This window comes from Streptomyces sp. NBC_00028 (assembly GCF_045041065.1).
In the GTDB taxonomy this organism is placed as follows: domain Bacteria; phylum Actinomycetota; class Actinomycetes; order Streptomycetales; family Streptomycetaceae; genus Streptomyces.
On the sequence record NZ_CP108293.1, the window covers coordinates 7,778,532 to 7,799,890 of the forward strand.

Below are 21,359 nucleotides of genomic sequence, written 5' to 3' on the forward strand. Positions count from 1 at the left end.
GCATCGGTGTGTTTTCTCCCCGAGTAGCGGAGCTGTGACATTCGGGTGACATTGTCAGGGTCCGTACTCCCGAAAGGCTTTTGATCATGGCGGGAAACGATCTCGGTGGTCTCCTGGGCAGCCTGCTCGGCTCGGGCAGCGGTTCCGGCGGGGGCAACATCCTGGGCGCGCTGCTCTCCGCCCTCGGCAAGCAGGGCGGCAACGGCGACAACCCGCTGGGCGGGCTGCTCGACACCCTCGCCAAGTCGGGTCTCGCCGAGCAGAAGGAGTCCTGGCTCGGCAGCGGCGAGAACCAGTCGGTCACCGGTGCGCAGATCCAGCAGGCGCTGCCCGACGACACCCTTCAGGAGGTCGCCAAGGAGGCGGGCGTCTCCCCGGACCAGGCCGCCGACGCGCTCGCCCAGGAGCTGCCGCGGGCCGTCGACAGGATGACCCCGAACGGCGAGGTGCCGGCGTCCCTGGAGGAGCTCATCAAGCAGCAGTCCGTGTGAACGGCCCGGGTGTCTCAGGGGGCGGGCGCCCCGCACCCGCCCCCCGCGGGCTGACTAGGCTGGATGTACCAAGAGCCGTACATCAGCAAGGAGCATCGCCGTGGCGGTACGAGCGGTCCGGGGCGCCGTCCAGCTAGAGCGGGACGAGGCCGGTCACATGGACGAGCAGGTCGGAGCGCTGCTCACCGCCGTTCTGGAGCGGAACGACCTGACCGCCGACGACCTGATCAGCATCTGGTTCACGGCCACGCCTGACCTGCACAGCGACTTCCCGGCCGCCGCGGCCCGCAAGCTCGGCAGCGGCTTCGCCGACGTACCGCTGATCTGCGCCCAGGAGCTCGACATCGAGGGCGCCATGCCGCGCGTCGTGCGGATCCTCGCGCACATAGAGTCCGACCGGCCCCGCGCCGAGATCAACCACGTCTACCTCGGTGCCGCCGCCGCTCTGCGCAAGGACATCGCCCAGTGAGAACCGCACTCGTCATCGGCACCGGTCTCATCGGCACCTCCGCAGCGCTGGCGCTCGTGAGCCGGGGCGTCACCGTCCACCTCGCCGACCACGACCCCGAGCAGGCCCGTACCGCCGCCGCGCTCGGCGCCGGCACCGACGAGGCGCCCGAGGGGCCCGTCGACCTCGCGATCGTCGCCGCCCCGCCCGCCCACGTGGCCGGCGTGCTCGCCGACGCCATGCGCCGGGAGGTGGCCCGGGGCTACATCGACGTGGCCAGCGTCAAGGGCGGCCCGCGCCGCGAGCTGGAGGCCCTCGGCCTCGACCTCTCGTCGTACATCGGTACGCACCCCATGTCCGGGCGGGAGAAGTCCGGCCCGCTGGCCGCCTCCGGCGACCTCTTCGAGGGCCGCCCCTGGGTGCTGACGCCGACCCGGGACACCGACACCGAGGTGCTGAACCTCGCCCTGGAGCTGGTCTCGCACTGCCGTGCGGTGCCGGTGGTCATGGACGCCGACGCCCACGACCGCGCGGTGGCGCTGGTCTCCCACATGCCGCACCTCGTCTCCAACATGGTCGCCGCACGGCTGGAGAACGCCGAGGAGTCCGCCGTACGGCTGTGCGGGCAGGGCATCCGTGACGTGACCCGGATCGCCGCCTCCGAGCCCCTGATGTGGGTGGACATCCTCTCCGCGAACCCCGGGCCGGTCGCCGACCTGCTCTCCGACGTCGCCGCCGACCTGGAGGAGACGGTGCAGGCCCTGCGCGGGCTGCAGTCCTCGGACGAGGCCGAGCGCGGCAAGGGCGCGGTCGGCATCCAGGACATCCTGCGGCGTGGGAAGGCCGGCCAGGTCCGGGTACCCGGCAAGCACGGGTCGGCGCCGCGGTCGTACGAGATCGTGGCCGTCCTCATCGACGACCAGCCCGGTCAGCTGGCCCGCATCTTCGCGGACGCCGGACGGGCCGGGGTCAACGTCGAGGACGTCCGCATCGAGCACGCGACCGGACAGCAGGCCGGTCTGGTGCAGCTGATGGTGGAGCCGCAGGCCGCGCCCGTACTGACCGCGGCGCTGCGGGAGCGGGGCTGGTCCATCCGGCAGTGAGCGCCCCGGCCCTCCGCCCGTAAGGAGGCCGCCGACGAGCCAGTACCCTTGTGCGGGGCCCTCGCGCGCCCCGCACACCCCACCACACCGCACCAGGAAGGTGTCCCCCCGTGGAAAACGGCGCCGCCCAGCCCGTGATCGTCGCCATCGACGGTCCCTCCGGCACCGGCAAGTCGAGCACGTCGAAGGCCGTTGCCGCGCAGCTCGGTCTGAGCTACCTGGACACCGGCGCCCAGTACCGGGCGATCACGTGGTGGATGGTGACCAACGGGATCGACATCGAGGACCCGACCGCGATCGCCGCCGTGGCGGGCAAGGCGGAGATCGTCTCCGGCGACGACCCGGCCGACCCGACGATCACCGTCGACGGCACCGACGTCGCCGCCGCGATCCGCACCCAGGAGGTCACCTCCAAGGTCAGCGCGGTCAGCGCGGTGCCCGAGGTGCGGGCCCGGATCACCGAGCTCCAGCGCTCGATCGCCGCCGGCGCGGAGAAGGGCATCGTCGTCGAGGGCCGGGACATCGGTACGACCGTGCTGCCCGACGCCGACCTCAAGATCTTCCTCACAGCCTCGCCGGAGGCGCGTGCCGCCCGGCGCAGCGGTGAGCTCAAGGGCGCCGACGTCAACGCCACCCGCGAGGCCCTGATCAAGCGGGACGCGGCCGACTCCTCCCGTAAGACCTCGCCGCTCGCCAAGGCGGACGACGCGGTCGAGGTGGACACCACCGAGCTCACGCTCGCGCAGGTCATCGAGTGTGTCGTCACCCTCGTCGAGGAGAAGCGGGCCGGGAAGTGACCGCACCCTCCCTGCGGGGCGCCGAGGTCGGGCGGCGCATCGGCGTCGGCCTGATGTACGGGCTGTGGAAGCCGCGCGTGCTCGGCGCCTGGAAGGTACCCGCGGCCGGGCCGGTGATCTTCGCCGTCAACCACTCCCACAACATCGACGGCCCGATGGTCATGGGCGTCGCGCCCCGGCCGACGCACTTCCTGATCAAGAAGGAAGCGTTCATCGGGCCGCTCGACCCGTTCCTGCTCGGCATCGGCCAGGTGAAGGTCGACCGCTCGGGCGCCGACCGCGGGGCGATCACCCAGGCCCTGGACGTGCTCTCCGCCGGCGGTGTCCTCGGCATCTTCCCGGAGGGCACCCGCGGTGAGGGCGACTTCGCCGCGCTGCGCGCCGGGCTCGCGTACTTCGCGGTCCGCAGCGGCGCCCCGATCGTCCCGGTCGCCGTACTGGGAAGTTCCGACAGGCGCGGACGGTTGATAAAGGGGCTGCCCCCGCTGCGCAGCCGCATCGACGTGGTCTTCGGTGACCCGTTCGAGGCGGGCGACGGCTCCGGGCGGCGCACCCGCAAGGCGCTCGACGAAGCGACCGAACGCATCCAGAAGCAGCTCACCGCGCACCTGGAAAACGCCAGGCGCCTGACCGGGCGCTAGGCGACACTAAGTAGTGGATCAATCCGGAGAAACCGGCCGGTCCACCGATCACCACGATGAACGACGAGGTACGGACTTCATGAACGACCACATCGACTCCGAGGGCTCTTTCGCAGAGCACGACCACGGAGCGCTTGGCGATGCCGAGTACGCGGAGTTCATGGAGCTCGCCGCGGAAGAGGGCTTCGATCTCGAGGACGTCGAGGGCGCGATCGAGGAGGCCGGCCACGGGCCGCTGCCCGTGCTCGCCGTCGTCGGCCGGCCGAACGTCGGCAAGTCGACGCTCGTGAACCGCATCATCGGCCGTCGCGAGGCGGTCGTCGAGGACAAGCCCGGTGTGACCCGCGACCGGGTCACCTACGAGGCCGAGTGGGCCGGCCGCCGCTTCAAGGTCGTCGACACCGGCGGCTGGGAGCAGGACGTCCTCGGCATCGACGCCTCCGTCGCCGCCCAGGCCGAGTACGCGATCGAGGCGGCCGACGCCGTCGTCTTCGTCGTCGACGCCAAGGTGGGTGCCACGGACACCGACGAGGCGGTCGTACGACTGCTGCGCAAGGCCGGCAAGCCGGTGGTGCTCGCCGCCAACAAGGTCGACGGCCAGAGCGGCGAGTCCGACGCCGCCTACCTGTGGGCCCTCGGCCTCGGCGAGCCGCACCCCATCTCCGCGCTGCACGGCCGCGGCACCGGCGACATGCTGGACGCCGTCCTGGAGGCCCTGCCGGAGGCCCCCGAGCAGACCTTCGGCACCGCCGTCGGCGGCCCCCGCCGCATCGCCCTCATCGGCCGCCCGAACGTCGGCAAGTCCTCGCTGCTGAACAAGGTGGCCAACGAGGAGCGTGTCGTCGTCAACGAACTCGCGGGCACCACCCGTGACCCGGTCGACGAGCTGATCGAACTCGGCGGCGTCACCTGGAAGTTCGTCGACACCGCCGGTATCCGCAAGCGCGTCCACCTCCAGCAGGGCGCCGACTACTACGCCTCGCTGCGTACCGCGGCCGCCGTCGAGAAGGCCGAGGTGGCGGTCATCCTGATCGACGCCTCCGAGAACATCTCCGTCCAGGACCAGCGCATCGTCACCATGGCGGTCGACGCGGGCCGCGCCATCGTCCTCGCCTACAACAAGTGGGACACCCTCGACGAGGAGCGCCGCTACTACCTGGAGCGGGAGATCGAGACCGAGCTCGGCCAGGTCGCCTGGGCGCCCCGGGTCAATGTCTCCGCGCGCACCGGCCGGCACATGGAGAAGCTGGTCCCGGCGATCGAGACGGCGCTGGCGGGCTGGGAGACGCGCGTCCCCACCGGCCGCCTCAACGCCTTCCTCGGTGAGCTGGTCGCCGCCCACCCGCACCCGATCCGCGGCGGCAAGCAGCCCCGCATCCTCTTCGGCACCCAGGCCGGCACCAAGCCCCCGCGGTTCGTGCTCTTCGCCTCCGGCTTCATCGAGGCGGGCTACCGCCGCTTCATCGAGCGCCGGCTGCGCGAGGAGTTCGGCTTCGAGGGCACCCCGATCCACATCTCCGTGCGGGTGCGCGAGAAGCGCGGCAACAAGAAGAAGTAGACGTACGGCACACGGAAGGGCGGCCCCCGTTGCGGGGGCCGCCCTTCCGTGCTTCCTCAGAGGCCGCGGCGGGGGCCCGGCGGCAGGGCCGGCACATGCTGCACCATCGTGCCGTGCTGCCCGACCTGCCCGACGCGCTGCCACTGCGACTGCTGCTGGCCCACGCGGGCGCTGTGCGCGCCCGCGCTGTAGGCGCTGTACGAGCTGCTGAACGACCCCGGCCGGTGCCCGCCGTACGACTCCGCGCCCTGGGCGAGGTTCCCGAAGGCAACGAAGTCCAGCTCGTCCTCGCCGCTGCGGTCACCCGGCAGCGTCCGGAACGACTTGACGTACTCGGCGTAGAGCGCGTCGTAGATCGGCGTGGCCGAGGGACCGCCGAGCGGGTCCGGAGTCGACCGCGACGAGGGGATCGACTGGAAGGACGGGCGGCGGGGAACTTCGTATGCGTGCACGTATGTCCAAACGACCGCAGTCTTCAGGGGATGCGGGCGCGTTCAGGTGCACAGGGGCGTCGGGGTCACGTCCCCGCGAGCGGCAGCGCCGAGGCGACCAACTTGCCGTTGGCCGCGGCCTTGTCGATGGCGTCCCGCAGCAGGTCCTCCCGCGGCTGACGGCCGATCGAGCCCACCGGCGCCGCGAACATCAGTACCTGCTGGTGCTTGTTGGCGGCGGCCCGCCAGCCCTCGGTGACCTGAAGGGGCTGATGCGCCTGCCACCAGGCCACCGGCTGACCGCCGTTGGCAGAGGGCTGGAGCACCGCGTGCAGCTGACCCATGGCCAGCAGCACCGACCAGCCATGCAACACCGGCGGCACCTCGGACAGTTCGGTGACCGGCATGAACCCCTGCTCGATCAGGAGCGGCAGGAAGTCGTCGCCGACGCCGGTCGCGCCCGGGCGCACGATCGGCCCCGTCGGCTCGACCACGAGCGCCGGGTGCAACTCCCCGGCGATCAGCACCAGTCCGCTGGTGACGCCGAGCACCGCCTGCTCGGGGACGACCTTGTCGGGGTCCAGGTCGACGGTGTCGCCGGTGATGGACCTGACCGCTCCCTGGAGCTGCTCCTCGGTGACCTGGACGACCTGCGAGGGCAGACAGGTGGCGTGGGCGAAGGCGAGGACGGCGGTCTCGTCACCGATGAACAGGACGGTGCTGGTGCGCTCCGCTTCGGAGTCGCCGGGGGTGCGGCAGGACGTGCAGTCGTAACTGCCGGGGGCGTTGTCTCCGGCGAGCAGCCGGTCGGCCTCTTCGTCGCCGATCTCGGCGCGAACTTCGTCGCTGACGTCGAGCAAGCGCGGCACGGGTGACTCCCTCAGGAAGCGGTGCCCGGGTGGGTCCCGGGCTCATGAAGAAGACAACGGGCGATCTGTGGCGGGAGTCACGCTTCAGAGCGAACGGAATCGAACCATGCGGCGCAACGGGCCACCACGGGGTGTGGAATCGGGCATTTATGGTCAAGTCTGTGTAAATCCAAGGATGTTGGTTGGTCGATACCTGGGGTGGCGGCGCGCTGGGGCCCTGTCCGGCCGGTCCGCCGACCGAGTGGGGCCCGCGCCCGTGCCGGTCGTGTATCGACGGGGGCGCCGGACGCCCTGCTTAGCGTGGGCCGATGTACCGCACGCCGCTCAAGCTGCTCCTCGCCGTCTGCCTGCTCGCCGGGGCGGCCCCCGCCCTCGCACACGCGGCCCCGCCGCCCCCGTCCCCGGGCCCGTCCTCCACGACGGTGCCGTACGACTGCGCCCGCGACGGCTGGCCCTGGAGCTGTGTCGCGGAGTGCGAGAGCAGCGGACGCTGGACCGCGAACACCGGCAACGGCTTCTACGGCGGGCTCCAGTTCTGGCAGCCCACCTGGGAGGAGTTCGGCGGGCTGAAGTACGCCCCGCGCGCGGACCTCGCCACCCGGGCGCAGCAGATCGCCGTCGCCCAGGAGGTGCTGGCCGTGCAGGGCTGGGAGGCCTGGCCGGTCTGTTCCCGGCGGTACGGCCTCCAGGGCCGGATGCACACGGTGAAGGCCGGCGACACCCTCTCGGGGCTCGCCCGCAAGTACGGCGTCCAGGGCGGATGGCGGGCGCTGTACCAGGCCAACAAGGACATCGTCGGGTGCTGTCCGGACCGGCTGAACGTGGGGACGCTGCTGGTCATTCCGAAGAGCGCCAAGGGCGCGAAGGGAACGAAGGGTTCGCGCCGGGCCGCGGTGGTGTTCGGCGCGCCTCTCGACCCTGTGTCCGCTCGGCCGCCTCTCCGCTGAACACGACCTCGCCCCGGCGCAGTTCGTGCACGAGGACGGGGGAGGCGGCCGTCGCTCGGTCGCGCAGGGCTGATGGCAGGCGTTGTTCCGCTACGACCACGCACGCGTCGAGCCCGGCCAGCAGGGCGTACGTGCGGGCGGCGACCGTGGGGGACATGCCCTGTGTCGGCTCGTCGACGAGCAGGACGCACGCGCGGGTCAGCAGGGCGCGGGCGAGGGCGAGCATGCGCTGCTCGCCGCCGGAGAGGGTGCCGGCCCGACGGGGGAGCAGGGCCTCCAGTCGGGGGTACGCGTCGAGGGCCGGGGTGGTGGCGGGCGCGGCCAGTTCGAGGTTCTCGCGGACGGTGAGGGAGCCGAACACCGCGCGGCTCTCGGGGACCAGGTGGAGGCCGCGGCGGGCGCGTTCGTGGGCGGGGACGCGGGTGATGTCGGCGCCGTCCCAGACGACGGCGCCGCCCGAGAGCGGGACCGTTCCGGCGAGGGCGCGCAGGACGCTCGTACGGCCGGAGCCGTTGCGGCCCAGCAGGACGGTGAGGCCGGGGGCCGGGGCGGCGAGGGTGACGCCGTGGAGGGCCTCCAGGGGGCCGTAGCGCACGCGTGCGTGGCGCAGGGCGAGGGTCGTCATGCCGGGGTCTCCTGGGTGCCGAGGGTGTCGAGCACGTGCTCGGGCGGGCCGGAGGCGATGATGCGGCCCGCGGCCATGACATGGACGACGTCGGCGAGGTCGGCCACCAGGTCGAGGTCGTGCTCGACGACGAGCAGGGCGGTGCCGTCGGCGGCGAGTGCCTTCAGGACGCGGGCCAGCGCGGCCACTTCGGCGGTGTCGAGGCCTGCGGCGGGTTCGTCGAGGAGGAGGACGTGGGGGTTGCCGGCCAGGGCACGGGCGAGTTCCACGCGGCGGAGGGTGCCGGTGGGGAGTCCTGCGGCGGGGAGGTCGCGGAGAGGGCCGTCCAGGGCGAGGAGCCTCAGGGCGTGGTGGGTGGCGGCTTCCGGGTCGGGGGCGTGGGTCTGTTCGGCGCCCACGCGGACGTTCTCGGCGACGGTGAGGGAGGGGAAGACGGCGAATCGCTGGAACGTGCGGGCGATGCCGAGGCGGGTGCGGGCGTGGGCGGGGAGGCGGGTGATGTCCTGGTCGGCGTAGCGGACCTGGCCGTGGGTGGGGTGGTGGGTGCCGGCGAGGCAGTTGAAGAGGGTGGTCTTGCCGGCGCCGTTGGGGCCGATGACGGCGGTGACGCGGCCGGGGTGGACGGTGAGATCGATGCCGTCGAGGGCGGTGAAGGTGTCGTAGCGGGCTGTGAGGCGGTGGGTGGTGAGCACGCGGCCTGCGGCCGCGTGGTGTTTCCCACCCGCACCGCCCGTGCGACTTTCATGGTCGGGTGCGGGTGGCCCTTGCGGGGGTTGAGCGCCGTCGGCGGCTGCGGCTGTGCTGTGGTTGTTGGTCGCGCCGCGCGTGCGGGTTTCGTGGTCGGGTGCGGGTGGCTCTTGTGGGGGTTGAGCGCCGTCGGCGGCTGCGGCTGTTGTTTGGTGTTCTCGGGTTCTCAGGCGTCTCCGTACCTCCACCCCGGTCGGCGTCAGCCTCACCGCCCTCCGCGCCCGCAGCCGCCCCGCCCCCGTCAGCAGGGCCTCGTACGGTCCGCCGGGGAAGCGGCCCACCAGGACTGCCAGCACCCCGATCAGGGCCGCCGCCACCCCGCCCCGCGCCCCCGCGTCCAGGCCCACCAGCAGGGCCGCCGCGGTCAGGGCGCCCAGGGTGCTGTCGGCGCCCAGGACCATGACCGCGGCGAACCAGAGCAGGCCGCGGACGGGGTCGAAGGCGCCGGGGTCGAAGGCGCGTACGCCCATGCCGAGCAGGCCGCCGCCCAGGGCCGCCAACGCCGCGCCCGCGACGAACGCCAGGAGCTTCAGGGACGGGACCCGGACGCCCGCCGCCGACGCGCCCGCCTCGTGGTCCCTCATCGCCGCCAGGGCCCGGCCCGTACGGCCCGCGCGGAGCAGCCGGGTCGCCCACAGGGCCGCCGCCAGCAGCGCCAACTCCAGGACGTAGTAGGCGCGGTCGCCCTCGAAGCCCGCCGGGCGGTCCAGGGACAGGCCCGCCGTGGCGTACGGCTGCGCGAAGACGAACCGGCTCACCCCCACGCCCACCGCGAAGGTCGCCAGCGCCAGGGCCAGGCCACGGCGGGTGATCGCCGGCCAGCCGGTCAGGAGGCCCAGAGGGGCGACCAGGAGGACCGCCAGGGCGAGGGCGGGGAGCTCGGGGAGTTGCGGCACGCCCGGAAAGCGGCCCGCCGCCAGCAGCGCCGTGAACAGGGCGCCGAGGCCCGCGTACGCCGCCTGACCGAGCGAGATCTGGCCGCCCCTGCCCGTGACCACCACCAGCGACAGCAGCACCACCCCCAGCGCCGGCACCTGCACCGACGTATGGAGGTCCGAGCCCGCGAAACCGAGGGGGAGGAGGAACAGCACCACCGCCACGATCCACGCGCCCGGCGGTGTTGGCACGCGCGCGGTGGCCGTGCGCGGGAGGGCGTCCCGGGTGCCGACGCCCGGGAGGACCAGGGCGGCGAGCAGCAGGGCCACCACGAAGAGGTTCGCGCCGACCGCCTGGAGCAGCGGCTCGGCCCAGCCGGGCGGGTGCAGACGGGTCAGCTGACTCTGACCCACCCCGATCGCCAGCGCCACCAGCACCGCCACCGGCAGGCTGCGCATGCGGGCCGCCACCGCGACGGCCACCACCTCCATGACCAGCAGCGGGAGGCCGTACGGGTCCAGGCGCACGTACGGCGCCAGCAGCACGCCCGTCAGGCCCGCCGTGAACGACCCGAACGCCCAGCCCGCCGCGGCCACCCGGTCCGCGTCGATCCCGCCGAGCACGGCCAGTTGGCGGTCGTCCACGACCGCGCGCAGCTCACGACCGAAGCGCGTCCAGCGGATCATCGCGCCCACGCCCGCCGCGAGGACCAATACGACCGCCAACTGCCCCCAGGGGTCCGACGACACCAGCTCCGGCGCGTCGTCCCGCGCTCCCTGGCCCCACAGCAGCGCGGCCCCGCCCACCAGCAGCACGAACACCCCGATCGAGGCGACGAGGGTCTGCGCCGGGTCGCCCCCGAGGACGGACAGGGGCCGGAAGACCCAGCGTTCCAGGGCTACTCCGAGGACCGGCGCCAGCAGCAACAGCGTCGCCGCCGCTCCCGCCCACAGGGGCCAGCCCCACTCGACCACGCACTGCCGCAGCGCGTACGCGCACACCATGGCGATCGCCCCGTGCGCGAAGTTGAGGACGCCCGTCGCGCGGTACGTCACGATCAGGCCGATCCCGGTCAGCGCGGCGGCGCTGCCGACCGAGAGCCCGGCGAGCGTGAGGTCGTAGGTGAGGGACGACATCGGCGCGGGGTCTCAGTCGGTCTCTTCGGCGGGCTCGCAGATGGGGCAGGCGCCCAGCTCACCACTGGCCACCAGCTTCCTGTCCACCGGCACGGCCTCCACCTTCCCGGCCACCAGCGGACAGTCCGCGCGGTGCCAGAGCGTGCCGCCCGGCACCATCAGCAGATCCCCGCTGATGGCGAGGGGAGCCGTGGCCGGCTCCGCGGGACTCTCCGGCTCGGCGGCCACCAGGAGGCCGTACAGCTCCGCCACGCGCGCGGCGGCGAGCGTGTCCCGGCCGTGCGCCAGCAGGACCGCGCCCGCGACGATCAGCGCGGCGCCGGGGACCGTGCAGGAGGCCAGATACGGCAGCTGGCGTTCGGCGAACCGCTCGCCGGAGACGCCGTACCAGCCGAGGACGCACAGCACCGCGCCCGCGGCGAGCGCGGCCCAGCCGGCCCACTGGACGGGGTGCACGGTCCGCAGTCGGGCTGTCCGCATCTCTGGCTCCCACATGTCGCGTGCCTGTCCATGTCAGCCAATCTTTTGCACTATGCACTCTGGAAGCTGACCCTGAAAGCACCGGGCGCACATGGCCCGGACCGACACCCGGTGGTGAGCCAGATGGTTCTCGGGAGCGACCGCACATGGGGGAACGGCAGCCGAGGGCTGGTGGCGGCGGTGTTCGTCCTCGCCGCGTCCCTCACGGCGTGCAGCGACGACAGCGGCGGTGGCGGCGACAGCCCGCCGCCCAGCCCGGTCCCGGAGACGACGACGAGCGCGCCCGCCAGTCCGTCCGCGAGCGGGCCGGCCGACGAGGCGGCGGCCGAGAAGGAGGTCAAGGAGAACTGGCAGAAGTTCTTCGACCCCAAGACCTCCACGAAGGAGAAGCAGGCAGTCCTGGAGAACGGCGACAACATGGGTCCCGTCCTGGCGGCCTTCAGCGGCGACGACCGGGGCGGACAGGTGAAGGCCGAGGTCACCAAGGTGGAGTTCACCGCGCCGACCGACGCGACCGTGACGTACACCCTGCTCCTGAACGGCGCGACCGCCCTGCCGGACGCCTCCGGGACGGCCGTGGAACAGGACGGCACCTGGAAGGTGTCTGTCACGACCCTGTGCGCCCTGGTCCAGCTGAGCGGGAATGCGACGGCGTCGGCCCTGCCGGGCTGCTGAGGCCGCGGCCGTGGTGCTGCTGCTCGCCCTGACGACGGCGTGCGGCAGCAGGCTCCCGGAGAGCGACTTCGAGCACCGCGGACGGACCACGCCGACACAGGACACCGCCCCGATCCGTGTCGGCATCGTCACCAGCGCCACCAGCCCGGTCGGCGGCGACGCCTTCACCGGGCCCCGCGACGGCGCCAAGGCGTACTTCGACCGTCTCAACACGCGCGGGGGCGTCGACGGCCGCCCGGTCGAGGTGCGGGAGTGCGACGACGGCGGCAGCGGCGTCGGCAACAACACCTGTGTGCACCGGCTGATCGACGAGGAGAACGTGGTGGCCCTGGTCGCCACCACCTCCCTCGACTACGCGGGCGCCTCCCGCGTCTCCCACGCGCGCGTGCCCGACATCGGCGGCCAGCCCATCGGCAACGCGTACGACACCTGGCCGCACCTGTACGGCATCTACGGCAGCCTCGCGCCCCGCGACGGCACCACCGGCTGGGACGGACGGCAGTACGGCGGCACCGAGGTCTACCGGTACTTCAAGCGCGAACAAGGGGCCCGTACGGCCGCCGTCGTCTCGTACAACCAGGCCGCGTCCGCCGCCTACGCCCGGCTCGTCGTCCAGGGGCTGAAGGCCGAGGGATACGACGTCGTGACCGAGCAGGTCGACTTCGCGCTGCCCAACTTCCGTGCCGTCGCCGCCGATCTCAAGGACCGGGGCGTCGACCTCGTGTTCGACGCGATCGACGCGCACGGCAACGCCCAGCTGTGCAAGGCCATGGACGACGTGGGTGCCCGGGTCATCGCCAAGGTCACCAACGTGCAGAACTGGACCTCCGCCGTCCCCGACGAGTACAAGGACTCCCCGCGCTGCCGCAACGCCCTGTGGGCCACCGGGTCCAGCCGGAACCACGAGGACACGGGCGAGGCGGCGGTACGGGAGTTCCGGGACGCCACCAAGGGCCTCGAAACGCACTCCCAGTGGCAGCTGGAGGGGTGGGCGGCCGCCATGTGGTTCACGGACGCGGCCACCGCGTGTGCGAAGGCGGGGAGCGGTGTCACGCGCGCGTGCGTCGACGGGTTCATGAACCGCGGCGAGGACTACACCGCCGACGGGCTGCTGCTCCCGGTCCGGTTCGAACGGCTGGCCGAGCCGCCGAAGACCCGCCGGACCTGTCTGTCCGTGGCCCGCTGGCAGGACGGGAAGGGGTGGGTCTCGCAGGGCGACATGAACGACACCTGCTTCGAGGTGCCCCAGCTTTCCTATCGCCAGTAAGGAAACCGGCCGGCAAGGCAACCAAAGGGCAAAGTCGCGGGTCTCACCAGGAAGCAGAGCCAGGAAGGATCCGTACCGCATGACAACGTTGGCCCGGCCGACGGCACCCCTGCGTGCCGACTGCATCGCCGACTCCGCGGGCGGGCTGACCTTCGACGTCACCGTGGACGGGGAGGGCGGCGCCGCCCATCTCGTGCTGCGCCGGCGTGACGGGCACGAGGAGGTGTTCCTGCCGCTGACCCCGGCCGCCGACGGCCGGCTGCGCGCGGCCCTGCCGAGCAGCGTCGGCCTCCCCGACGGCTGCTGGGACGCCTACGCGCGCGTGGACGACGGCGAGCGGCGGCTGATGCCCGGCCTGATGGACCTGCGGGCCGCCGACGGCCGGGTCCCGTACGAGACCCGGCACGGCAACCTCAGTCTGCGCTGCGGGAAGTAGCGGAAGCGGAGGGCATTGCGGACCGTCGCTGTCCGCGAGCGCTGGCAGACTCGGCCCCATGTTGGAGACCTCGGCACGACTTCTGCGCCTGCTCTCGCTCCTCCAGGCCCACCGCGACTGGTCCGGCGCCGATCTCGCCGACCGCCTCGGCGTCACCCCGCGTACCGTGCGCCGGGACGTGGACCGGCTGCGTGAGCTGGGCTACCCCGTCAACGCCAGCCCCGGCACGGGCGGCGGCTACCAGCTGGGCGCGGGCGCCGAGCTGCCGCCGCTGCTGCTGGACGACGACGAGGCCGTCGCCGTGGCCGTCGGTCTGCGCACGGCCGCCGGGCAGGGCATCGAGAGCATCGGCGAGACGTCGGTACGGGCCCTCGCCAAGCTGGAACAGGTCCTGCCGAACCGGCTGCGCCGCCGCGTGGGCGCCCTGAACGCCTTCACCGTGCCGATGCTGCGCGGCCCGCAGCCCGGTGCCGTCGACCCGGCCGTGCTGACCGAGCTGGCCCATCTCTGCCGGGACGCGGAGCGGCTGCGCTTCGAGTACAGCGACCACGGAGGCACCTCGACCCGTCGTACCGTCGAACCGCACCGCCTGGTCTGCACCGAGCGCCGCTGGTACCTGGTCGCCTGGGACCTCGACCGCGACGACTGGCGGACCTTCCGCGTCGACCGCGTCACGCCCAGGCCCCCGCACGGGCCCCGCTTCACCCCGCGCACCCCGCCCGCCGAGGACCTCGCCGCGTATGTCTCCCGGGGCGTCTCCACGCGCGCGTACGCCGCCCATGCCGTCGTCCGGCTGCTGGTGCCCCTCGCGGAGGCCGCCGAGCGGATCTCACCGAGCGCCGGACAGCTGGAGGCGGACGGACCCGACGCCTGCGTCCTGCGCACCGGGGCCGCGAGCCTCGACGTGATGGTCATTCACGTGATGATGACGGGCTTCGAGTTCGAGGTGCTGGAGCCCGCCGAGCTGACGGAGGCGATCAGGACGGCTCACGGCCGGCTTGCTCGCTCTCTGGCTCGGGCTGGGGAGCGAGCGCCGCGTACTGCGGATGGTGCAGATCGAACGCCGGGGACTCGGAGCGGATCCGCGGCAGCGTCGTGAAGTTGTGCCGAGGCGGCGGGCAGGACGTCGCCCACTCCAGCGAACGGCCGTAGCCCCAGGGGTCGTCGGTCTCGACCTTCTCGCCGTACTTGGCGGTCTTCCAGACGTTGTAGAGGAACGGCAGCGTCGAGATGCCGAGCAGGAACGCGCCGATCGTCGAGACGGTGTTGAGGGCGGTGAACCCGTCGGCGGCGAGATAGTCGGCGTACCGGCGCGGCATGCCCTCCGCGCCCAGCCAGTGCTGCACCAGGAACGTGGTGTGGAAGCCCACGAACAGCGTCCAGAACTGGATCTTCCCGAGCCGTTCGTCGAGCATCTTGCCGGTGAACTTGGGCCACCAGAAGTAAAAGCCGCCGAAGATCGCGAAGACGACCGTGCCGAACACGACGTAGTGGAAGTGCGCGACGACGAAGTACGAGTCGGAGACATGGAAGTCCAGCGGCGGGGACGCGAGGATCACCCCGGTCAGGCCGCCGAACAGGAACGTCACCAGGAAGCCGCACGACCACAGCATCGGGGTCTCGAAGGACAGCGAGCCCTTCAGCATGGTGCCGATCCAGTTGAAGAACTTCACGCCCGTCGGCACGGCGATGAGGAACGTCATGAACGAGAAGAACGGCAGCAGCACCGCGCCGGTGACGAACATGTGGTGCGCCCACACCACGATCGACAGACCGGTGATCGCCATCGTCGCGCCGATCAGCGTCAGATAGCCGAACAGCGGCTTGCGGCTGAAGACCGGCAGGATCTCCGTGATGATCCCGAAGAACGGCAGCGCGATGATGTAGACCTCGGGATGTCCGAAGAACCAGAACAGGTGCTGCCACAGCAGCGCCCCGCCGTTGGCCGACGCGAACACCTGCGAGCCGAACCGGCGATCCGCCTCCAGCACCAGCAGCGCGGCCGCGAGCACCGGGAACGCCATCAGGATCAGGATCGACGTGAACAGCGTGTTCCAGGTGAAGATCGGCATCCGGAACATCGTCATCCCGGGCGCGCGCATCCCGATGATCGTGGTGATGAAGTTGACCGCGCCGAGGATGGTGCCGAAGCCGGCCAGGGCGAGCCCCATGATCCACAGGTCGGGGCCGACGCCCGGCGAGCGTTCCATGCTGTTGAGCGGCGCGTAGGCGAACCAGCCGAAGGCGGCGGGCCCGGACGGCACCAGCAGCGAGCCCAGCACGATGAGCCCGCCGAACAGGAAGAACCAGTACGACAGCATGTTCAGCCGGGGGAACGCCACGTCCGGCGCGCCGATCTGCAACGGCATCAGCTCATTGGCGAAGCCCGCGAAGCTCGGCGTCGCGAACAGCAGCAGCATGATCGTGCCGTGCATGGTGAACAGCTGGTTGAACTGCTGGTTGTCGAGGATCTGCAAGCCCGGCCGGGCGAGTTCGGCGCGCATCAGCAGCGCCATGACCCCGCCGATCAGGAAGAACACGAACGACGTGATCAGGTAGAGATGACCGATCTTCTTGTGGTCCGTGGTGGTCAGCCAGTCGACGACGACCTTGCCGTGGTTCCTGGTCCGCACGGGTCGCTCCGCCGTGTGCACGGTCTGGGTGCCCATCGCTCGCTCGCCCCTTCGCTCGTCGCGTCCCGGGTCAGCCGTCATGATGCTCGCGTCGCCGCGCACCGCGACAGGGGGCGTGCGGGGGTTCTGTGCGGGAAGCGTGTTTTTCCTATGTGGTGTCAGCTTCCGTGGCGCTGTGCCGAATCGGAATGGAAAGGCCCCGGAGGCGCGCCCACCGGAACCTTTCCGCACCTTTCCGTCTCGTTATTCGGGGAGTGATCACGACACGCGGGAATTACGTTCGATTGCGCGCGGAAGGCGTAGGGAACCGCCCGTTCGTGTGACACCGGCCGAGGGAAACGACTGTCGGGATCCTGTGACAGAAGCGTGACCGGAGAGGGATCAGCTACCCACCGTGTCCTGTTCTCTGGCCCCGGCGCGCGCCCAGGCCCTAGCGTGGCCGTATGGCACCGATACCGAAACCGCCCGCCGAACCACACGACAATCCGGACGCCTATGTCGGCCTGGAACAGGCCCGGGCCGAGCGGCTCGCGCGCGAGAAGGGCTGGTCCACGGTCCGTTCGCTGCCGCCCGGAGCGATCATCACGATGGAGTACCGCAGCGGTCGGCTGAACTTCGAGGTGAAGGACGGGCGCGTGGCGCGGTCCTGGAAGGGCTGACACAGGGCGACGGCCCCCGCTCGGTGGAGCGGGGGCCGTCGCTGCGGGGTGGGTGTGTGCGTACCGTCCCCGCTGTCCGCCGGTGGCCTATCCGCCTGTCAGGGGGCGGGCCGCCGAGGTCGTGCCGCGGGCGACGCGGTCGGGATGGGGTGGCCGGCGCGGGCCGACCGGGGTGACCGGGGTGCGCTCCGAGCGGGCCGTGTGCGGGCCCGGCGCCAGATAGGCGGGCGCCCGGGTCGAGCGGGCCGCGGGCTCGCTCTGCGGAGCGGTGCGCGGCTTGAGCGGCACCGGGACCTCGACGGGCTTGACGGCCGTGGGGACGGCGCGGCGGGCCCGCCAGCGGTCGCGCAGGTCGAAGAGCGCGGTCTCGGTGCGGGTGATGAGGGGCTCGCACCAGGGCAGGGCCAGCAGGACCAGCAGGCCCGCGGTCCAGCCGAGCATGACGTCACTCAGCCAGTGCGTACCCAGGTAGACGGTGGCGAGGCCGACGCCGAGCGAGGTCACGGCGGAGACGGCGGACAGCCATCTGCGGGCTCTCGGGGTGGAGGCCAGATAGGCCAGGATGCCCCAGGTGACCACGGCGTTCGCGGTGTGGCCGCTGGGAAATATATCGCCGCCCAGACCCATCTCGTTCGCGCCGATGGTGGTCGCGTAGTGCGGACCGAGACGGCCCATGCCGAGCTTGGCGGCGCCCACGGTGAGGTTCAGCAGCAGCAGCGAGGCGCCCAGCGTGAGCATCGGGCGCAGCGTGTGCTGTCGCCAGGAGCGCCAGCCCAGCCAGGCCGCGACCATCACCGCGGTCGGGCCGCGCTGGCCGAGGACCACGTAGTAGTCGACGAACCAGTGGATCTCCTGCCACTGCTGGTACGGCCGGAAGAACATGACCTGCCAGTCCAGCCGGACCAGCCACGACGTGTCCACCACGAGCCACACGATCGCCAGGTAGAACAGCAGGGTTCCGGCGAGCAGCGCGACCCGGTGCCGGGACATCTTCGGCACGTCGAGGTGAGCCGGTCGTTCCGGCTCACGGTCCAGTCTGGCGAACACCCGGTCCAGACGGGTGAGGTTTCGTTCGGTACGCACCCAATCGACGTTACAGCGAGTGAGCTCTGTTCCCGGTCGAATCCACGGCTTTGTGATGACGATGTGATGTGGGATTCCTCTCAGGGGGAGGTTTATTTCCGAGGAATCCACAATCGGGTCGGGCTTGCCCCTTCAATTCCTTTGATCATTTCGGGGCGCGGTTTATTGCCGCTTATGAATTCGTTCACCGAATCATGGGGCGGAATTCTCCCGGCGCTCATCGGACGCCGCGAGTCGATCATGGCGGGCCCGAGCCGTTGAGCCAGAACGCCCCGTACACCGCCGACGCCAGGGCGACACCGGCCGCCAGCAGGGCCGACCTGGACGTCCGCAGCCGGGCCAGGGCCAGGGCGAGGGGCAGCAGCAGGGGGAAGGCGGGCAGCAGAAGGCGTGGTTTCGAGCCGAAGTAGCTCGACGCGCACAGGGCGAGGGCGGTGACGACACCGGCGTACACCAGAAGCGGCAGCGGCTGGCCCTGTCGCACACAGACGACGTACAGCCACACCACGAGCCCGACGCCGACGATCAGGCCGACGCCCGCGAGGGCCGAGGGGAACGAGGTGAACTTGTCGGCGACGAAGCGGGCGAAGGCGTAGCCGCCGTCGAAGCCGTTGCGCCAGCCCGCCTGGACGTCGAGATAGCCGAGCGGGCCCTTGCCGGTGCGGTGGCCGACCCACAGGACGTAGCCGGCGGCGCCGACGGGGGCGAGGAGCATGCCGAGGGCGCGACGCCAGGCCGGTGCGCCCCCTCCGGCCCCGTCGGCGGTGGCGAAGGGGGCGTGTTCCGGGTCCTGGGCGCCCTGCGCGCCGGCCGTGCTTCGGTTCCGCACGAACGAGGCAATACCGGTGACCCACACCGCCGCGACCACCGCGAGCCCCACCGGCCGGGTCAGGCCCGCCAGGGCCGCAAGGGTGCCCGCGGCCAGCCAGCGGCCGGTCAGGACGGCGTACAGCGACCAGGCGGCGAGTGCGGTGAACAGCGACTCGCTGTACGCCATCGACTGCACGATCCCGACCGGCAGCAGCGCCCAGACCAGCACGGCGCAGACCCCGGCCCGCCGCCCGTACACCTGGTCCGCCACCGCGAAGATCCCCCAGGCCGCGGCGAGCGAGGCGAGCAGGCTGACGGCGAAGCCGGCGTCGGCGTACGACAGGGGAGTCACCGCCGCCACGCCCCGCTCCAGCCAGGGCAGCAGCGGGAAGAAGGCCAGGTTCGAGTGCACGTCGCCGTTGGGGAGGCGGACCTCGTAGCCGTATCCCAGCTCGGCGACCCTCGTGTACCAGAGGGAGTCCCAGCGGGCCGTCAGCAGCGTGTACGCGCTCTTGTCGCGCGCCGCGCTCCACAGGGCCAGCGCGAGCAGCCCCAGGGCGCGGACGGCCGCGTACCCGAGGAGGGCCGGGGCCGCGCGGCGCAGGGCGTTGCCGGGCGGCGCCACGCGCGTCTCAAGATCGGTCACGGGCCTGATTATCGAACGCCCGGTGAACCGCGAGCGCCGCAGGGGCGTGTTCGCGGGGGAGGGGCAGTGGCGTACGCCACACGTGTTCTCCGCGGGGTCTGAGAGGTCCACCACTTGGCCGAGGCGCGAACTCGCGTACGCTGACGTGTCACTCGCCTTCGTTGCGCGGGCCGGAGACCACCGCTCCTCCGGCCGAGATCACGGGGAGTCCCCACCCCGTGTGCCCGCCGATCGCGAGGGAACATCTGGGAGGTACGTACATGTCCGGGACGACCACGGCCGCCGCAGCGCTGCGCCGTCGGGCGGCCGGGGCCGGTGCCAACCGCTGGGTCGTCCTCGTCGTCCTCTGTGTGAGCCTGCTCCTGGTCGCGGTCGACGCGACCGTGCTGCATGTGGCGGTCCCCGCCGTCACCGAGGACCTCAAGCCCGGCGCGATAGAGCTGCTCTGGATCGTCGACGTCTACCCCCTCGTCTGCGCCTCGCTGCTGATCCTCTTCGGCACGCTCGGCGACAGGGTCGGCCGCAGACGGGTCCTCCTGCTCGGGTACGCCCTCTTCGGCGTCGCCTCCGGTCTGGCCGCCCTCGCCGACAACGCACAGGTACTGATCTTCGCGCGGGCGCTGCTCGGTGTCGGCGGCGCGATGATCATGCCCGCGACGCTGTCGATCCTCCGCCAGGTCTTCCCCGACCGGCGCGAGCGGGCGCTCGCGATCGGCATCTGGAGCGCGGTGGCCGCGGTGGGCGCGGCGGTCGGCCCCCTGCTCGGCGGGTTCTTGCTGGAGCACTTCTGGTGGGGCTCGGTCTTCCTGGTCAACATCCCGCTGATGCTGGTCAGCCTGCCCGTCGGGCGGCTGCTGCTGCCCGAGTCGAAGGGCAGCGGCCAGGGCCCGTGGGACGTGGTCGGCGCGCTGATGGCGGCGGCCGGTCTGTTCGGGCTGGTGCTGGGCGTGAAGCGGCTCGGCGGCGGAGAGCTCGACGAGATCACCGCGGTGCCGCTGGTGCTGGGCGCCGTGCTGCTGGTTCTTTTCGTACGACGACAAAGGCGCCGTACGCATCCGCTGGTGGACCTGCGGATGTTCGCGCGGCCCGCCTTCTCCACCTCCGTCTGCTGCATTGTGCTGGCGATGCTCGCGCTGGTCGGCCTTGAGCTGATCGCGGCGCAGTATCTCCAACTGGTGCTGGGGCTCTCCCCGCTGGAGACGGGGCTGCGGCTGCTGCCGTTGACCGTGGCCGCGATGGCGTCCGGTCTTGCCGGGGCGCGGATGCTGCGGCGGTTCGGGCCGCGGCGGATGGTGTGCTTCGGGTTCTGTCTGACGGCTGTGGCGGTGCTGACGCTGCTCGCGATGGGCGGGGAGGACAACGCGCCGCTGCTGCTGTTCGGGTTCGTGCTGCTCGGGTTCGGACTGGAGACGACGCTCTTCGGGGCGTACGAGTCGATGCTCAGCGAGGCTCCGGTGGAGCAGGCGGGTGGAGCGGCGGCGATCGGGGAGACGTCGTACCAGCTGGGCGCGGGGATCGGGATCGCGCTGCTCGGCAGTGTGATGAACGCGGCGTATACGCCTGGACTGTCGTCCGTGCAGGGGGTGCCGGCGTCGGCATCCGCCGCGGCGGGGCATTCGCTGGGCGAGGCGTATGAGGTGGCGGGTCGGCTGGGTGGGTCTGCCGGTGAGGCCCTGCGTCAGACGGCTCGCGACTGTTTCGTGCACGGGCTCCATGTGACGTTGCTGGTGAGTGCGGGGTTGTTGCTGCTGGGGGCGGTGATGGCGTTGCGGTTGCCGCGGGTCATGCAGTGCGAGGCCGTTTCGGCTGAGGTAGAGGTGCCTGCGCCTCGGGACGTGATGGAGTCCCGCGTCTCCGCGTGAATCTCCCACCCGCGCACCGCCCGTGACTGTTGGCTGGAGGGTGGGCGTTTCCCGTGGGGGTTTCGCGTCGTTGGCGGCTGCGGGTAACGTCGAGCCCCAGCACTGATTAGCAGTGCTAGTTTTCCGTGTCGGAGGGTGT

At 71.8% G+C, this 21,359-nt stretch carries 20 protein-coding genes and 1 pseudogene; 13 read left to right on the forward strand and 8 right to left on the reverse strand.

Translation table 11 applies throughout. The features are described 5' to 3' along the window. Positions 1–86: 86 nt before the first annotated feature. The 6 genes from OG885_RS35080 (at position 87) to der (ending at position 5,038) form a co-directional block, all read left to right on the forward strand. On the forward strand, positions 87–491 hold the full coding sequence (locus OG885_RS35080; protein WP_405738449.1) for a YidB family protein: 405 nt from the start codon (positions 87–89) through the stop codon (positions 489–491). 100 nt (positions 492–591) lie between these two features. After that, the gene (gene aroH, locus OG885_RS35085) at positions 592–960 is read left to right on the forward strand and encodes a chorismate mutase (protein WP_329340830.1); all 369 of its coding nucleotides are present in this window, start codon (positions 592–594) and stop codon (positions 958–960) included. Then, positions 957–2,042, forward strand: coding sequence for a prephenate dehydrogenase (locus tag OG885_RS35090; RefSeq protein WP_329340832.1), 1,086 nt, complete (start codon positions 957–959; stop codon positions 2,040–2,042). The genes aroH and OG885_RS35090 overlap by 4 nt, the downstream gene beginning before the upstream one ends. A gap of 110 nt (positions 2,043–2,152) precedes the next feature. Continuing rightward, complete coding sequence (gene cmk / locus OG885_RS35095) at positions 2,153–2,839, forward strand: (d)CMP kinase (protein ID WP_399957441.1); 687 nt, start codon at positions 2,153–2,155, stop codon at positions 2,837–2,839. Next, positions 2,797–3,480: a lysophospholipid acyltransferase family protein gene (locus OG885_RS35100; protein WP_405738454.1), complete on the forward strand. Its 684-nt coding sequence runs from the start codon at positions 2,797–2,799 to the stop codon at positions 3,478–3,480. The genes cmk and OG885_RS35100 overlap by 43 nt, the downstream gene beginning before the upstream one ends. Before the next feature lie 79 nt (positions 3,481–3,559). Continuing rightward, the gene (gene der / locus OG885_RS35105) at positions 3,560–5,038 is read left to right on the forward strand and encodes a ribosome biogenesis GTPase Der (RefSeq protein ID WP_405738457.1); all 1,479 of its coding nucleotides are present in this window, start codon (positions 3,560–3,562) and stop codon (positions 5,036–5,038) included. A gap of 56 nt (positions 5,039–5,094) precedes the next feature. Here der and OG885_RS35110 read toward each other — a convergent pair whose 3' ends face one another. Further along, positions 5,095–5,490 carry a hypothetical protein gene (locus OG885_RS35110; RefSeq protein WP_399957449.1) on the reverse strand — a complete coding sequence of 132 codons (396 nt, stop codon included), beginning with the start codon at positions 5,488–5,490 and terminating at the stop codon, positions 5,095–5,097. A 65-nt stretch (positions 5,491–5,555) separates the two neighbouring features. Beyond that, positions 5,556–6,338, reverse strand: a complete 783-nt coding sequence (locus tag OG885_RS35115; protein ID WP_399957452.1) for a hypothetical protein — start codon at positions 6,336–6,338, stop codon at positions 5,556–5,558. 308 nt (positions 6,339–6,646) lie between these two features. On the opposite strand from OG885_RS35115, the gene OG885_RS35120 reads away from it, so the two are divergent. Then, complete coding sequence (locus tag OG885_RS35120) at positions 6,647–7,285, forward strand: transglycosylase family protein (protein ID WP_405738460.1); 639 nt, start codon at positions 6,647–6,649, stop codon at positions 7,283–7,285. On the opposite strand, the gene OG885_RS35125 is transcribed toward OG885_RS35120, so the two are convergent. Genes OG885_RS35125 through OG885_RS35135 form a run of 3 tightly spaced genes read right to left on the reverse strand, consistent with a single transcriptional unit; the run spans position 7,176 to position 11,149 of the window. Then, a complete protein-coding gene (locus OG885_RS35125) occupies positions 7,176–7,910 on the reverse strand; it encodes an ABC transporter ATP-binding protein (RefSeq protein WP_405738463.1) in 735 nt (244 codons plus the stop codon). The genes OG885_RS35120 and OG885_RS35125 overlap by 110 nt on opposite strands. Next, positions 7,907–10,669, reverse strand: a complete 2,763-nt coding sequence (locus tag OG885_RS35130) for an ABC transporter permease subunit (RefSeq protein ID WP_405738466.1) — start codon at positions 10,667–10,669, stop codon at positions 7,907–7,909. The genes OG885_RS35125 and OG885_RS35130 overlap by 4 nt, the downstream gene beginning before the upstream one ends. A 12-nt stretch (positions 10,670–10,681) precedes the next feature. Next, positions 10,682–11,149 (reverse strand): hypothetical protein, encoded by a 468-nt coding sequence (locus OG885_RS35135; protein ID WP_405738469.1) that lies wholly within the window; start codon positions 11,147–11,149, stop codon positions 10,682–10,684. 123 nt (positions 11,150–11,272) lie between these two features. On the opposite strand from OG885_RS35135, the gene OG885_RS35140 reads away from it, so the two are divergent. The 4 genes from OG885_RS35140 (at position 11,273) to OG885_RS35155 (ending at position 14,626) form a co-directional block, all read left to right on the forward strand. Continuing rightward, on the forward strand, positions 11,273–11,824 hold the full coding sequence (locus OG885_RS35140) for a hypothetical protein (protein ID WP_405738472.1): 552 nt from the start codon (positions 11,273–11,275) through the stop codon (positions 11,822–11,824). Beyond that, positions 11,793–13,091, forward strand: coding sequence for an ABC transporter substrate-binding protein (locus OG885_RS35145; RefSeq protein ID WP_405738475.1), 1,299 nt, complete (start codon positions 11,793–11,795; stop codon positions 13,089–13,091). Before OG885_RS35140 ends, OG885_RS35145 begins: the two co-directional genes overlap by 32 nt. Positions 13,092–13,170: 79 nt before the next feature. Next, positions 13,171–13,527, forward strand: coding sequence for a hypothetical protein (locus OG885_RS35150; RefSeq protein ID WP_405738478.1), 357 nt, complete (start codon positions 13,171–13,173; stop codon positions 13,525–13,527). 58 nt (positions 13,528–13,585) lie between these two features. Beyond that, positions 13,586–14,626 carry a helix-turn-helix transcriptional regulator gene (locus tag OG885_RS35155; RefSeq protein WP_405738481.1) on the forward strand — a complete coding sequence of 347 codons (1,041 nt, stop codon included), beginning with the start codon at positions 13,586–13,588 and terminating at the stop codon, positions 14,624–14,626. Positions 14,627–14,669: 43 nt separating this feature from the next. On the opposite strand, the pseudogene ctaD reads toward OG885_RS35155, so the two are convergent. Then, positions 14,670–16,241, reverse strand: a pseudogene (gene ctaD, locus OG885_RS35160) (cytochrome c oxidase subunit I); the annotation flags it as partial. 362 nt (positions 16,242–16,603) lie between these two features. On the opposite strand from ctaD, the gene OG885_RS35165 reads away from it, so the two are divergent. Then, complete coding sequence (locus OG885_RS35165) at positions 16,604–16,819, forward strand: I78 family peptidase inhibitor (protein WP_307032708.1); 216 nt, start codon at positions 16,604–16,606, stop codon at positions 16,817–16,819. Positions 16,820–16,906: 87 nt separating this feature from the next. Here OG885_RS35165 and OG885_RS35170 read toward each other — a convergent pair whose 3' ends face one another. Both OG885_RS35170 and OG885_RS35175 read right to left on the reverse strand, forming a co-directional pair. Continuing rightward, on the reverse strand, positions 16,907–17,902 hold the full coding sequence (locus OG885_RS35170; RefSeq protein ID WP_399957475.1) for a phosphatase PAP2 family protein: 996 nt from the start codon (positions 17,900–17,902) through the stop codon (positions 16,907–16,909). A gap of 238 nt (positions 17,903–18,140) precedes the next feature. Next, complete coding sequence (locus tag OG885_RS35175; RefSeq protein ID WP_405738484.1) at positions 18,141–19,358, reverse strand: mannosyltransferase family protein; 1,218 nt, start codon at positions 19,356–19,358, stop codon at positions 18,141–18,143. A gap of 260 nt (positions 19,359–19,618) precedes the next feature. Between OG885_RS35175 and OG885_RS35180 the strand changes: the two genes are divergently transcribed. Then, positions 19,619–21,220, forward strand: a complete 1,602-nt coding sequence (locus OG885_RS35180; RefSeq protein ID WP_405738487.1) for an MFS transporter — start codon at positions 19,619–19,621, stop codon at positions 21,218–21,220. Positions 21,221–21,359: the final 139 nt, after the last annotated feature.

Excerpts from the sequence above, each read along its gene's own strand:
- OG885_RS35080 (WP_405738449.1), top strand. The coding sequence starts at position 87 with ATGGCGGGAAACGATCTCGGTGGTCTCCTGGGCAGCCTGCTCGGCTCG.
- der (WP_405738457.1), top strand. The coding sequence starts at position 3,560 with ATGAACGACCACATCGACTCCGAGGGCTCTTTCGCAGAGCACGACCAC.
- OG885_RS35120 (WP_405738460.1), top strand. The coding sequence starts at position 6,647 with ATGTACCGCACGCCGCTCAAGCTGCTCCTCGCCGTCTGCCTGCTCGCC.
- OG885_RS35125 (WP_405738463.1), bottom strand. The coding sequence starts at position 7,910 with ATGACGACCCTCGCCCTGCGCCACGCACGCGTGCGCTACGGCCCCCTG.
- OG885_RS35130 (WP_405738466.1), bottom strand. The coding sequence starts at position 10,669 with ATGTCGTCCCTCACCTACGACCTCACGCTCGCCGGGCTCTCGGTCGGC.
- OG885_RS35135 (WP_405738469.1), bottom strand. The coding sequence starts at position 11,149 with ATGCGGACAGCCCGACTGCGGACCGTGCACCCCGTCCAGTGGGCCGGC.
- OG885_RS35140 (WP_405738472.1), top strand. The coding sequence starts at position 11,273 with ATGGTTCTCGGGAGCGACCGCACATGGGGGAACGGCAGCCGAGGGCTG.
- OG885_RS35145 (WP_405738475.1), top strand. The coding sequence starts at position 11,793 with ATGCGACGGCGTCGGCCCTGCCGGGCTGCTGAGGCCGCGGCCGTGGTG.
- OG885_RS35150 (WP_405738478.1), top strand. The coding sequence starts at position 13,171 with ATGACAACGTTGGCCCGGCCGACGGCACCCCTGCGTGCCGACTGCATC.
- OG885_RS35155 (WP_405738481.1), top strand. The coding sequence starts at position 13,586 with ATGTTGGAGACCTCGGCACGACTTCTGCGCCTGCTCTCGCTCCTCCAG.
- OG885_RS35165 (WP_307032708.1), top strand. The coding sequence starts at position 16,604 with ATGGCACCGATACCGAAACCGCCCGCCGAACCACACGACAATCCGGAC.
- OG885_RS35180 (WP_405738487.1), top strand. The coding sequence starts at position 19,619 with ATGTCCGGGACGACCACGGCCGCCGCAGCGCTGCGCCGTCGGGCGGCC.